The organism is Cellulosimicrobium cellulans (assembly GCF_042723955.1).
Lineage (GTDB): Bacteria > Actinomycetota > Actinomycetes > Actinomycetales > Cellulomonadaceae > Cellulosimicrobium > Cellulosimicrobium cellulans_H.
On sequence record NZ_JBHXIC010000103.1, the window covers coordinates 1 to 13,550 of the forward strand.

The following is a 13,550-nucleotide window of genomic DNA, read 5'->3' on the forward strand; positions in this document are numbered from 1 at the left end:
GGGGCCGGCCGGGCCCCCCCCCCGGGTGGGGGAGGACAGTCCGACACGCCACCGCCCCCGGCCGTCCGACGGCCGGGGGCGGTGGCGTGCTCGCGTCCACGGGCGACCACCACGCACCCCGCCGCCATCGCCGCACGGCGGCGATGTTAACCTTCACATTTGTTTTGTGGTTTGGGTTATATAACCGTGACGAGCAATGTCCGCCTTTTGCTTGACGCTCGTCAGAAGTGCCCCTACGTTGTCATCCATGCGAGCCGACGACGTCGCGCAGGACGTGCGTACCCCGGTGCTGGACCCGGGCACGCCCCTCCCGGGAGCGACCACCACAGGGGCCCCTGCCGCCCGGAGCACCTTCCCTGCCAGTGCCCCCGACGAGGGCGGCCTCCCGGCCGTCGGATACCGTGCGGGGATCCTCGGGGCCGGCTTCATGGGCGGCGTCCACGCGCGCGCCGTGCGCACCGGCGGAGGGCGGGTCGTGAGCGTCGCCGCCGCCGACCTCGAGATCGCCCGCGCGGCGGCGCCGGGCCTCGGGGCCGAGCGCGCCGTCGCCACCGCGGAGGAGCTGCTCGCGGACCCCGAGGTCGACGTCGTGCACGTCTGCACGCCCAACCACCTGCACGTCCCCCTCGCCCGGGCCGCGCTCGCGGCGGGCAAGCACGTGGTGTGCGAGAAGCCGCTCGCGACCGACGTCGAGGGCGCGGTCGAGCTCGCGGGGCTGGCCGCGGAGGCGCACGCCGCCGACGGCCGGGTCGCCGTCGTGCCGTTCACCTACCGGTTCCACGCGATGGTGCGCGAGGCGCGCGAGCGCGTGCGCCGCGGCGAGGTGGGCACCATCTCGCTCGTGCACGGCTCGTACCTCCAGGACTGGCTCCTGCGCGAGTCGGACGACAACTGGCGCGTGGACCCCGCCCTCGGCGGCGCGAGCCGAGCCTTCGGCGACATCGGCTCCCACTTCTGCGACCTGCTCGAGTTCACCACCGGGCACCGCATCGTCCGGCTCGTCGCGCAGACGGCCACCGTCAACCCGCGGCGCCGGGGCGCGGACGGCGTCGTGCACGAGGTGGCGACCGAGGACGCCGTCACGATCCAGTACGCGACCGACGGCGGGGCGCTCGGCACGGCGGTCATCTCGCAGGTGTCGGCGGGCCGCAAGAACCGCCTGTATCTCGAGATCTCCGGGTCCGAGTCGACGCTGTCGTTCGACCAGGAGCAGCCCGAGACGCTGTGGGAGGGCCGTCGCGACGCGTCGCGCCTCCTCGTGCGCGACCCGGAGGCGCTCTCCGGGGCCGCCGCACGCTACTCGCGCCTGCCCGCCGGGCACGCGCAGGGCTACCAGGACTGCTTCGACGCGCTCGTCGCCGACACGGCGGCCGCGACCCGCGGCAGCGTCCCGGACGGGCTGCCCACGTTCGACGACGGCCTGCGCGCCGCCCGCCTGGCCGCCGCGGTGGGCGAGTCGGTGCGCACGGACGGCTGGGTGGAGGTCCCGGCATGACCGCGACGACCACGCGCGAGCCCCGGCCGCCGGCGGCGGGGGAGGGCGGCGACGAGCCGATCCTGCGCCTGCGCGGCATCGGCAAGGAGTTCTTCGGGAACTCCGTGCTCCGCGACATCGACCTCGACGTGCGGCCGGGCGAGGTCCACGCGCTCGTGGGCGAGAACGGCGCCGGCAAGTCGACGCTCATGAAGATCATCGCGGGCGTGCACCGCCCCGACGGCGGCACGATCGAGCTCGACGGCGAGACTGCGACGTTCGCGTCGCCGCTCGCCGCGCAGCACGCGGGCGTCTCGACCGTCTTCCAGGAGTTCAACCTCCTGCCGGAGCGCTCGGTCGCCGAGAACGTCTACCTCGGTCGCGAGCCGCGGCGCGCGGGCCTCGTCGACCGCCGCCGCATGCACGCGGACACGACCGCCCTGCTCGCCGACCTGGGCCTGTCCGGGCTCGCTTCGTGGACGCGCGTCGGGTCGCTCTCGGTCGCCCAGCAGCAGATCGTCGAGATCGTCAAGGCCGTGTCCTACGACGCGCGCATCATCTCGATGGACGAGCCGACGGCGGCCCTCGCCGACCAGGAGGTCGAGCTGCTGTACGAGCTCGTCCACCGGCTCAAGGAGCGCGGCGTCGCGATCCTCTACGTGTCGCACCGGCTCAAGGAGATCTTCGACCTCTGCGACACCATCACGGTGCTCAAGGACGGCAACCACGTCCTGACGACCCCGACGGCGGAGATCGACCCCGACCGGCTCGTGCGCACCATGGTGGGCCGCGACTTCGCCGGCTACTTCCCGGACAAGGACCCCTCGACGGTCCCGGGCGAGGTGCGCCTCGCGCTCGAGGGCGTCGGCAACACGCAGGTCGACGACGTGTCGATCGAGGTGCGCGCGGGCGAGATCGTCGCGCTCGCCGGGCTCCAGGGCTCGGGCCGCACGGAGATCGCGCACGGCATCTTCGGCATCGCGGGCTTCACGCGCGGGCGCGTGCTCGTCGGCGGGAAGCCGGTCGACGTGCGGTCGCCGCGCCAGGCCGTGCGCGCCGGGCTCGCGCTCGTCACCGAGGACCGCAAGGCCGAGGGCCTCGCGCTCGGGCAGTCGATCCTCGCGAACGCGCGGCTCGTGCTCGACGCCGTCGTGCCCGGCCAGGCGGACCGGCGCGCGAAGCGCATCCCTGGCATCCTCTCCTCGCTCGAGCTCGTCGCGAGCTCGCAGGAGGCCGAGGTCCAGTACCTGTCCGGCGGCAACCAGCAGAAGGTCGTCCTCGCCAAGTGGCTGGTCACCGACCCGCAGGTGATCGTGCTCGACGAGCCGACCCGCGGCATCGACGTCGGCGCCAAGCGCGCCGTCTACGACCTCATGCGCGAGCTCACCGCGAGCGGCGTCGCCGTCCTGTTCATCTCCTCCGAGCTTCCCGAGGTCGTCGCGATGGCCGACCGCGTGCTCGTCATGCGCGACGGCCGCCTCGCGGGCGAGCTCCCCGCTGGCAGCGACGAGGAGACCGTGATGGCCCTGGCCACGGGAGCCGGGGAGGACACGTCGGGCGAGCACGTCCGGGTCGACCTGGGCGCCCTCGCCGACGCGGACGACCTCCTGGGCGCCGAGCCCGGCGACGCTCCCGGCCCCCCGCCCGCCACCGCGCCGGCGCTCGACCCGCACGACCACGACGGCCCGAAGGAGGACCGATGAGCACCGCGGTCGCGACCGCCGCCCCCACCGCGCGCCGCGCCCCTGCGCGCCGGCGCCGCCTGGGGTCGACGGAGATCGTCTACCTCGCCCTCGTCGGGATCCTCGTGATTGCCGGCGTCCTCGTCGCCGTCGGCGGCGGCAACCTCTTCAGCACCGCGAACACGGCGTACATGCTCACGCAGACGAGCCTGCTCGGGTTCGTCGCGATCGGGCAGACGTTCGCCATCCTGTGCAAGTCGCTCGACCTGTCGGTCGGCTACGTCGTGGCGCTCAGCTCGATCGTCGGTGCGACGACCATGGCGGGCGACCCCTCGCGCGTCTGGCTCGGCGTCCTCGCGGCGGTGGGCGTCGCGGCGGTCGTCGGCCTGGTCAACGGGCTCGTCATCGCGAAGCTGCGCGTCAACGCCTTCATCGCGACGCTCGGCGTCGGCCTCATCATCAAGGGCTACCTCGACACGCAGTTCAAGGGCCCTGCGGGCGAGGTGCCCGCCTCGTTCCAGATGTTCGGGTACACGCGCGTCGGCCCGGTGCCGGTCTCGACGATCGTCATGCTGCTCGTCGCGGCCGTGGGCGTCGTGCTGCTGACGCGCACCCGGCCCGGCTACCACATGTTCGCCGTCGGCGGGAACACCGACGTCGCGCGGCTCTCGGGTATCCGGACCGACCGGACGCTCATCCTCGCGCACGTGCTGTGCTCGGTCTGCGCGGGCGTCGCGGGCCTCCTCATCGCCGCGCGCTTCGGCACCGGCAACGCGCTCGTGTACTCCTACGGGCTCGACCTCGACTCGATCGCCGCCGTCGTGCTGGGCGGCACGCTCCTCATGGGCGGGCGCGGCTCGATCGTCGGGACGGTGGGCGGCGTCCTCATCCTCGCGGTGCTCGACACCGTGTTCAACGTCCTCGACGTCGACCCGTTCTTCAAGGACGTCCTGCGCGGCGTCATCATCATCGCCGCCGTCGCGCTGTACGCCCGGCGCCAGATCGACCCGGCGAGCAGCCGGGCCCGCTTCCGCCCGACCCGCACCGGAGGTGCGTCCGCATGACCACCGACACCACGCGCCGGACGATCCCTGCGCGCGCGCCGCGGGCCGGCTGGCTCGAGCGCCTCACCGCCGGCGGGAGCTGGACCGTGTTCGCGCTGCTCGTGCTCGTCTTCGCGGTCATCCTGGTGATGAACCCGTCGTTCGGCGAGCCCATGTCGCTCATGGCCTTCGTCAAGAAGGCGGCGCCGCTGGTCATCCTCGCGATCGGGCAGTACTTCGTCATCGTCTCGGGCGAGTTCGACCTCTCGGTCGGCTCCCTCGTCGGCGCCCAGGTCGTCATCGCGGCGAAGCTCATGGACGGCGAGGACTCGATGACGTGGCCCGTCATGGCCCTCATGATCGTCTTCGGCCTCGCGGTCGGGCTCGTCAACGGCCTCGTGACGACGCTCCTCAAGGTGCCGTCGTTCATCACGACGCTCGGCATGATGCTCGTGCTGTACGGCGCGATCCGGCTCTGGACGGGCGGCGCCCCCACGGGCGCGCTGACCGACGGCTTCCGGCAGTGGGGACGCGGGGGTATCCCCGACAACCCGGGCCAGTTCCAGGTGCCGTACGCGCTGCTGATCGTCGTGGTCCTCGGTGTCCTCGCCGCCCTGCTCATGCGCCGGCCGTTCGGCCGCACGCTCGTCGCCACGGGCGACAACGACGTCGCGGCCGGCTACGCCGGGAGCTCGGTCTGGTGGGTGCGCACCCGGGCGTTCCTCCTCTCGGGCTTCATGGCGACCGTCGCCGCGATCCTCATCGGCGGCTACGCGGGCGTCACCGCGCAGGTCGGCCAGGGCCTGGAGTTCATGGCCATCACCGCCGTCGTGCTCGGGGGCGTCGTGCTCGGCGGCGGGCGGGGCACCGTGATCGCCGCGATGGCCGGCGCGCTCACGCTGGAGGCGCTGTTCACGCTGTTCAACCAGCTCAGCCTCCCGTCGACGATCCGTCCGGCGATCCAGGGCGTGATCATCATCGCGGCCGTCGCCTACGCCGCGCTGCCGCGCCGGTCGCGGCGCCGCGCGTCCACCCCCGACGTCCCGCCTGCCGCGGGCCCGACCCCCGCACCGAAGGAGCCCGCCCCCGCGAACGCCTGAGCACCGGCGCCCCGGCGGTCTTCCGCCCGCGCGACCTCGACCACGCCCCGAAAGACCCCTTCCGAGCTGTACCCCCTTCCCCCGCACGCTGCGGGACGACGACGTCTCACCCCCAAGGAGAGAAGGACATGCGACGTACACGAGCACTCCTGGCCGGCGCGGCGGTGGCCACGCTGTTCCTCACGGCCGCCTGCACGACCGACACCCCCACCGACACCGGCGAGGGTGGCGAGACCTCAGCCGAGGAGAGCCCCGCGGGCGAGGAGTCCGGCGGCGCCGACTCCGAGTGGTTCGTCCAGGCCGACTACGACCGTCAGCTCGCCCAGCGCGAGGTCGTGCCCGAGGGTCCGGCCGACCAGCCGTGGCTCCAGGCGATCGAGCCCGAGTACGTGGACACGGCCGAGTACGCGAGCGAGGGTGGCGGCAAGACGCTGTGCTTCTCGAACGCGTCGGTGTCCAACCCGTGGCGCGTGACCGGCTGGATCACGATGCAGCAGCAGGTCGACGTCCTCACCGAGGAGGGCGTGATCGGCGAGTTCCGCGTCTCGGACGCGGCGGACGACGACAACAAGCAGATCTCCGACATCCAGGCGTTCGTCGAGGCGGGCGACTGCGACGCGATCGTCATCTCGCCGTCGACGACGGCGACCCTGACGCCCGCGGTCGAGGCCGCGTGCGAGTCGGGCAAGCCAGTCATCGTGTTCGACCGTGGCGTCAACACCGACTGCATGGTCACGTTCATCCACCCGATCGGCGGCTACGCGTACGGCGCCGACGGCGCCGAGTTCCTCGTCGAGAACCTCGAGCCGGGCTCGAAGGTCCTCGCGCTCCGCATCCTGCCGGGCGTCGACGTGCTCGAGAACCGCTGGGCCGCGGCCGACAAGATCTTCTCGGAGTCCGAGCTCGAGGTCGTGGGCGCGGAGTTCACCGGTGGTGACGGCGCGAAGATCAAGGACATCGTCACGCAGTACCTGCAGCGCGGTGACGTGGACGGCATCTGGATGGACGCGGGCGACGGCGCCGTCGCGGCGGTCGAGGCGTTCGAGGACGCCGGCAAGCCCTACCCGGTCTTCATGGGCGAGGACGAGATGAGCTTCCTGCGCAAGTGGAAGGACACGGACATGACCGCCCTCGGCGCCGTGTACTCGAACTTCCAGTGGCGCACCCCGATCCTCGCGGCGCAGATGATCTGGGCCGGCGAGCAGGTCCCGTCGGAGTGGGTCCTGCCGCAGGCCCCGATCGAGGCCGAGGAGCTCGACGCGTACCTCGAGGCGAACAAGGACATGCCGTCCCTGCACTACGCGAAGTTCGGCGGCGAGGACCTGCCGGGCTTCCCGGAGGCGTGGACGGACCGCTGACCGGACCGCTGACCGGTCGTCCGCACCGGACCTGAGAGGGTCCGGAGAACCACCCCGGTCCGACCCTCGCGGTCGGGCCACCCAGGGGCCGCCCGGTCGCCGTCCGACCGGCCGGGCGCCCCGTCCGCCGGCCCGACGTCGCGACGGCACCTCCCGCGCGGAGGTGCGCCGCGGCGCCGGGCACGCGGGCGGGACGGCCGTTCGCTCGGACCCGACGAGAGAGAGCGACGTGGCTCTTCCTTCCCCGACCCCGCCGCTGCGCCGTCGTGCGCTCGGCGTCAACACGTGGGTCTGGACCTCCCCGCTCACCGACGACGCCCTGCGCGGCATCGCGCCCCGCGTCGCGGGGTGGGGTTTCGACGTGCTCGAGCTGCCCGTGGAGAACCCGGGGGACTGGGACCCCGCGACCGCGGCGGAGGTGCTCTCCGACCACGGTCTCGCCGCGAGCGTCTCGCTCGTCATGGGCGAAGGCCGTGAGCTGGTCGCCGCGGACACCGCGACGGTGCGGGCCACGCAGGACTACCTGCGCCACGTCGTCGACGTCGCACGCACCGTCGGCGCCCCCGTGATCGGCGGGCCGGCGTACACGTCGGTCGGGCGCACGTGGCGCCTGCGCCCCGCGGAGCGCGAGGCGGCGTACGCCGAGCTCGCCGAGAACCTCGCGCCGGTCGTCGAGCACGCGATGGCGGCGGGCGTCGTCGTCGGGCTCGAGCCGCTCAACCGTTACGAGACGAGCCTCGTCAACACCGTCGACCAGGGGCTGGAGGTCGTGCGGCGCCTGCCCGCGGCCGGCATCGGCCTCATGCTCGACGTCTACCACATGAACATCGAGGAGACGGACCTGCCCGCGGCGGTCGCGCGCGCGGGCGAGCGCATCGCGCACGTCCAGGTGTGCGGCAACGACCGGGGCGCACCCGGCAACGACCACCTCGACTGGCCCGCGCTCCTCGCCGCGCTCGACGCGACCGGCTACGACGGACCCCTCGTCATCGAGTCCTTCACGGCCGACAACGCGACGATCGCCACGGCCGCCTCCATCTGGCGGCCGCTGGCGCCGACCCAGGACGCCATCGCCGTCGATGGCCTGGCCCACCTGAAGGGACTGATGCCCACGCCGGAGCACCCGTAGCCGTAGTCGATCCACGACCGCAGCGCCGGCACGCCGCGGGATGACGACCACCCTTCCCGGACGACGACGTCCGGGTCCGCACGTCATGCCCCTGGAGGCACCCACGATGACCGCACGACGCCCACGCAGGGCGAGGTCCGTCGCGGCTCTGACCATCGGAGCGCTCGCGTTCACGCTCGCGCCCGTCACGATGGCCAGCGCCGCCGACGACCCCGTCCCCGCGGACGAAGAGCACAAGGTGCTCATCTTCACCAAGACGACCCAGTTCCGGCACAGCGAGGCGATCACGCAGGGCACCCCGGTGCTCGAGGCGGCGTTCGCCGAGGTCGGCATCGCGTCCGACCACACCGAGGACTCGACCGTCTTCAACGACGAGAACCTCGCGCAGTACGACGCCCTGGTCATGTTCCAGACGTCGGGCGACCCCTGGAACGCCGACGAGAAGGCGGCGCTCGAGCGCTACCAGCAGGCGGGCGGTGGCATCGTCGCGATCCACAACGCGACGGACATGCGCGGCAGCTACGGCTGGTGGGACGACATGATCGGGGCGCTCATGCCCGGTCACGCGGCCACCGGCACCAGCCCCGGCCTGCCAGGCACGGTCCGCGTGGAGGACCGCACGCACCCGTCGACCGAGCACCTGTCCCAGCGCTGGACGCGCGCGGACGAGTGGTACAACTTCTCGGCCAACGTCCGCGGTAGCGCGCACGTGCTCGCCACGATGGACGAGTCCACGTACGACGCGGGCGGCAACAAGATGGGCTACGACCACCCCATCTCGTGGTGCAAGCCCTACGACGGCGGCCGTGCCTGGATGACCGGCATGGGCCACTTCGGGGCGCACTACACGCAGGAGCCCGACTTCGTGCAGCACATCGTCGGCGGCGTGCAGTGGGCCGCGGGCCTCGTCGAGGGCGACTGCGGCGGCACCGACTGGGGCTCGTTCGAGAAGATCGCGCTCGACTCCAACACGAGCGCGCCGTTCGGCATGGACGTCGCGCCCGACGGCCGCGTGTTCTACACCGAGCTCGTGCGCGGGCAGATCCGCGTGTACGACCCGCGGACGCAGAACACCACGACCGCCATCACGATCCCCGTGTACTCGGGCGGCGAGGACGGCCTGCTCGGCATCGCGCTCGACAAGGACTTCGCCGAGAACGGGTACCTGTACCAGTACTACTCGCCGGCGAGCTCGAACGACTCCGACCCGGCGAACTTCTTCAGCCGCGTCTCGCGGTTCACGGTCTCCTCCGAGGGGCCCGGCTCCACGGTGATCGACCCGGCGTCGGAGAAGGTGCTCCTCGAGATCCCGGCCGGGCGTCTGCCCGACGAGCCGGGGCACACCGGTGGCGGCCTCCTCGTCGACCACGAGACCGGTGACCTGTACATCGGCGTCGGCGACGACGTGAACCCGCACTCCGAGCCGTCGGGCGGCTACGCGCCGATCTCGGAGCGGGACGGCACGTGGCACGACGCGCGCGCGACGTCCGCTAACACGAACGACCTGCGCGGCAAGGTCCTGCGCGTCCACCCCGAGGCCGACGGCACGTACTCGATCCCCGAGGGCAACCTCTTCGCCCCGGGCACCGAGAAGACGCTGCCGGAGATCTACGCGATGGGCTTCCGCAACCCGTTCCGGTTCACGATCGACGCGAAGACGGGCAACCTCGGCGTCGCCGACTACTCGCCCGACAACGGGTCGGACAACCCGGCCACCCGCGGCCCGGCCGGCATCGCCGAGTGGAACCTCATCAAGGAGCCCGGCTTCTTCGGCTGGCCCCTGTGCATGGGCAACAACGAGCCGTTCCGCGACGTGGACTACCGGACGAGCCCCGTCACCGTGGGTGACTTCTTCGACTGCGACAACCCCGTCAACGACTCCGTGAAGAACACGGGCCTCACCGAGCTGCCCCCGGCCCAGCCGGCGGACCTGTGGTACGGCTACCAGCGCTCGTCCGTCCCCGGTGCGATCAACGCCGGCGGCGGCCTCGCGCCCATGGGTGGCCCGTTCTACCAGTTCGACCCGGAGCTCGACTCGGACACGAAGTTCCCGGAGTCCTACGACGGCAAGGCCTTCTTCTACGAGTGGGCCCGCAACAAGATGTACACGATCGACCTCAAGGACCCCGAGGCCGCGCCCGGCGCGACCGACGTCGAGAAGGTCAACCCGTTCCTCCCGCAGGAGCAGTTCCTCGCCCCGATCGACTCCAAGTTCGGCCCCGACGGCGCGATGTACGTGCTCGACTGGGGCGGCGGCTTCGGCCGTGACAACCCGAACTCGGGCCTGCACCGCATCGACTACCTGTCGGGCTCGCGCTCGCCGGTGTCGAAGCCGGTCGCGACGCCGGACTCCGGCATCGCACCCCTCGAGGTGACGTTCGACGGCACCGGGAGCACCGACCCCGAGGGCGAGGAGCTCACGTACGCGTGGGACTTCGACGGTGACGGCACGACGGACTCCGAGTCCGCCGCGCCCAGCCACACGTACACCGAGAACGGCGTCTACGACGCGCGCCTCACGGTCACCGACCCCGCCGGCAAGGTGGGCACGGCGACCGTGCCGATCACGGTGGGCAACACGCGGCCCGAGGTCGACTTCGGCCTGCCGCCCACCGGCTCGTTCTTCAACTTCGGCGACGACATCACGTGGGACGTGTCGGTGACGGACGCGGAGGACTCGCCCGACGGCGAGGCGATCGACGACGAGCAGGTCATCATCCAGCCGGCGCTCGGTCACGACGCGCACGCGCACCCGGCCGAGCCGCTGCACGGCCGCACGGGCACCGTGGCGACGAGCCTCGGCGGCGGCCACGGCGAGGACATGAACGTCTTCTACGTGATCGACGCGCGCTACACCGACCGCGGCGGCGAGGGCGACGTGCCCGCGCTGACCGGCTCGGACACCACGCTGATCTTCCCGAAGAAGCGCGAGGCGGAGTTCCACGCGGCCTCCGACGGCACGACGACGATCCCGAGCCGGGACGTCGAGGGCGGCGGCTCCGTCATCACGGGCTCCAACGGTTCCTGGGCGTCGTACGACCCGGTGAGCCTCTACGGCGTGCAGGCGCTGAACCTGCGCGTCGCGGCGGCGGCCGAGGGCACGATCGAGCTGCGTCGTGACGCGGCCGACGGCGAGCTCCTCGGCACGGCCGAGATCCCGCAGACCGGGCTCGGCACGTTCACGGACGTGACCGTCGAGGTCACCGACCCGATGGAGCCGTTCACGCTCTACGTCGTCTTCCCGGGCGAGGGCGAGCGTCGCCTCAACTTCATCGAGGCCGACGGCAAGGGCGTCTCGGGTACGACCCGTCCCCAGGTCCGCATCACGTCACCGGAGGCGGGCGTCCGCCTCGACCAGGGCGAGATGACGGTCACCGCGGAGGCGGGCGACGCCGAGAACACCGTGACGCAGGTCGAGTTCTTCGTCGACGGCGAGTCGCTCGGCGTCGACGACACGGCTCCGTACGAGGCCACGTGGAACCCCACGGCGGACAACTACTACGAGCTGACCGCCGTCGCCACGAACGACAAGGGCCTGTACACGCGCTCGCGCGTCGTCCTCGCCCAGGTCGGTGACCTCTTCGCGGGGATGAAGACCTTCACCAACGCGAACGGCACGTTCGAGCAGCTCGCCGAGGGCAAGTACCTCGTCACCTCGGGCGGCGCGAACATGTGGCAGGGCACCAACGAGTACTCGACCATCTACCGTGAGCAGGGCGCCGACGAGAACTGGTCGGCGACCGTGAAGATCAACAGCCAGGGCAACTCGAACGGGTCCGCCAAGGCCGGGATCATCGTCCGCAACGACGTCACGCAGACGGCGAACTCGCAGGGCTACGCGGCCCTGGGCATGCGCCCGAGCGGCGGCTTCGAGTGGCTGCGCGGCAACTCCAGCGGTCAGCTCGCGACGTCGAGCAGCGCCAGCACGACGAGCTACCCCGCGTGGGTGCGCATCGTGCGCGACGGCGACCTGTACACGGCCTCCTGGAGCAAGGACGGCGAGAACTTCACGCAGATCGGCGAGCCGCAGGCCCTGCCGGGTGCGGCGTCCGTCCAGGACGTGGGTCTCTTCGTCACGGCGCACAGCACCACGGCGACGAGCGCGGTCGAGTTCCAGGACTTCGCGTTCGACGACGACCCGCAGACCGAGGAGCCCGGCGAGGAGACCCCGCCGCAGTGCCTCGCGGGCTCGTCCGACGAGTTCGAGGGCGACGCGCTCGACCCGCGGTGGACGGTCGTCCGCCAGGCCGAGGGCCAGCCGATCACCGTCGCCGACGGCCACGCCGTCCTGCCGGTCGTGCAGGGCGACATCAACGAGGCCGTGACCGGGCCGATCAGCTACCTCGGTCAGCCGGCACCCGCCGGGGCGTGGACGCTCGAGACCAAGCTCGACGTCCCGCTCGCCCGGCACTGGCAGCACGCCGGCCTCCTGGTCCACGTGACCGACGACGAGTACACCAAGCTCGCGTTCACGAAGAACCAGAACGGCAACCGTTTCCTCGAGTTCCAGACCGAGACCGGCGGGTCCCGGACGTGGCACGGCCAGACGAACGTCGCGGGCGACTTCCCGTCGACGATCCACCTGCGCCTCGTCTCGGACGGCTCGGCGATCACGGCGGCGTACTCGGCGGACGGCCAGGCCTGGACCGCGCTCGCGGGCTCGGCCCCCGTCAAGGAGGGTGCGACCTTCGGCGTCATGGCCGGCGGCGACACGGCGGCGGCGGACACTGTCGCGAAGGTCGACTACGTCCACGTGACGGGTGCCGGATCCGACGACGGCGAGCGCGAGCCGAGCGACGAGTTCGAGGGCGACGCCCTCGACGGCTGCCGCTGGGACGCGATCGTCCGGTACGACGGGTCGAAGGTCGCCGTCGCCGACGGCGAGCTGCGCATCACGACCCAGCCGGGCGACATCAACGCCGGGGACAACGGCGACCCGCGCAACTTCGTCCTCCAGACCGCACCGGAGGGTGACTGGGTCGTCGAGACGCGGTTCAAGGCGCCGCTCGCGCACCGGTGGCAGCTCGCGGGCCTCATCGCGTACGGCGACGACGACAACTACGTCAAGGCCGACGTGCTCGCGAAGAACGCGCCTGGCACGGCCCTGAACCTCGGCGCCGAGCTCGTCTCGGAGAAGGGCGGCCAGTTCGGCAACGGCGGCAACCGCCAGCTCGAGCTCGCGGACTCGACCGAGTCGGGCTACTGGTACCTGCGCCTCGAGAAGGTGGGGAGCACGTACCAGGGCTGGGTCAGCGACGGCGGGGTGAACTGGACGCCGCTGGGCGACCCGGTCACGAACGACGCCGCGCTGACCAAGGTCGGCCTCATGGCGATCGGCCCGGAGCAGGAGACGCCGGTCACGGTGGCGTTCGACTGGTTCCGTCTCACGACGGAGTCCGAGCCCGAGCCGACGGTCGACGTCGAGGTCACCGCCTCGGCCCGCTGCCTCGCGGGCAAGGCGTACCTCGCGCTCCGCGCGACGAACGCCGACGAGGCGCCCGTCGCGATCACCCTGACCACGCCGTTCGGCTCCAAGGAGTTCGGCGCGGTCGAGGTGGGGGCGAACGCCTACCAGTCGTTCGCGTCGCGTGCGACGTCGTTCGAGGCGGGCACGGCGACGGTCACGGCGACGCTCGGCGACGTCACGACCGAGATCGAGGTGCCGTACGACGCCGTGAGCTGCGGCTGACGGCGGGGCGGGGGGGGGGCGCCCCCCCCCCGCCCCCCCCCCCCCCCCCCCGGCGCCCGCCCCGGGGCGCGCGGC

At 72.2% G+C, this 13,550-nt stretch carries 7 protein-coding genes; all 7 read left to right on the forward strand.

The window, feature by feature from the left end; translation table 11 throughout:
- The first annotated feature begins 247 nt into the window (after nt 1-247).
- The 7 genes from ACFWH7_RS18800 (at nt 248) to ACFWH7_RS18830 (ending at nt 13,475) form a co-directional block, all read left to right on the forward strand.
- Entirely contained in the window at nt 248-1,495 is a 1,248-nt protein-coding gene (locus ACFWH7_RS18800) for a Gfo/Idh/MocA family protein (protein ID WP_378218819.1), read from the forward strand.
- Nucleotides 1,492-3,177 carry a sugar ABC transporter ATP-binding protein gene (locus ACFWH7_RS18805; RefSeq protein ID WP_378218821.1) on the forward strand — a complete coding sequence of 562 codons (1,686 nt, stop codon included), beginning with the start codon at nt 1,492-1,494 and terminating at the stop codon, nt 3,175-3,177. The genes ACFWH7_RS18800 and ACFWH7_RS18805 overlap by 4 nt, the downstream gene beginning before the upstream one ends.
- Entirely contained in the window at nt 3,174-4,220 is a 1,047-nt protein-coding gene (locus ACFWH7_RS18810; RefSeq protein ID WP_047234093.1) for an ABC transporter permease, read from the forward strand. Before ACFWH7_RS18805 ends, ACFWH7_RS18810 begins: the two co-directional genes overlap by 4 nt.
- A complete protein-coding gene (locus ACFWH7_RS18815; protein ID WP_378218824.1) occupies nt 4,217-5,299 on the forward strand; it encodes an ABC transporter permease in 1,083 nt (360 codons plus the stop codon). The genes ACFWH7_RS18810 and ACFWH7_RS18815 overlap by 4 nt, the downstream gene beginning before the upstream one ends.
- 128 nt (nt 5,300-5,427) lie before the next feature.
- The gene (locus tag ACFWH7_RS18820) at nt 5,428-6,657 is read left to right on the forward strand and encodes a substrate-binding domain-containing protein (protein WP_053369957.1); all 1,230 of its coding nucleotides are present in this window, start codon (nt 5,428-5,430) and stop codon (nt 6,655-6,657) included.
- A 229-nt stretch (nt 6,658-6,886) separates the two neighbouring features.
- Nucleotides 6,887-7,786, forward strand: a complete 900-nt coding sequence (locus tag ACFWH7_RS18825) for a sugar phosphate isomerase/epimerase family protein (protein ID WP_378218826.1) — start codon at nt 6,887-6,889, stop codon at nt 7,784-7,786.
- 106 nt (nt 7,787-7,892) lie between these two features.
- Nucleotides 7,893-13,475 carry a ThuA domain-containing protein gene (locus ACFWH7_RS18830; protein WP_378218828.1) on the forward strand — a complete coding sequence of 1,861 codons (5,583 nt, stop codon included), beginning with the start codon at nt 7,893-7,895 and terminating at the stop codon, nt 13,473-13,475.
- Nucleotides 13,476-13,550 lie beyond the last annotated feature (75 nt).

Excerpts from the sequence above, each read along its gene's own strand:
- ACFWH7_RS18800 (WP_378218819.1), top strand. The coding sequence starts at position 248 with ATGCGAGCCGACGACGTCGCGCAGGACGTGCGTACCCCGGTGCTGGAC.
- ACFWH7_RS18805 (WP_378218821.1), top strand. The coding sequence starts at position 1,492 with ATGACCGCGACGACCACGCGCGAGCCCCGGCCGCCGGCGGCGGGGGAG.
- ACFWH7_RS18810 (WP_047234093.1), top strand. The coding sequence starts at position 3,174 with ATGAGCACCGCGGTCGCGACCGCCGCCCCCACCGCGCGCCGCGCCCCT.
- ACFWH7_RS18815 (WP_378218824.1), top strand. The coding sequence starts at position 4,217 with ATGACCACCGACACCACGCGCCGGACGATCCCTGCGCGCGCGCCGCGG.
- ACFWH7_RS18820 (WP_053369957.1), top strand. The coding sequence starts at position 5,428 with ATGCGACGTACACGAGCACTCCTGGCCGGCGCGGCGGTGGCCACGCTG.
- ACFWH7_RS18830 (WP_378218828.1), top strand. The coding sequence starts at position 7,893 with ATGACCGCACGACGCCCACGCAGGGCGAGGTCCGTCGCGGCTCTGACC.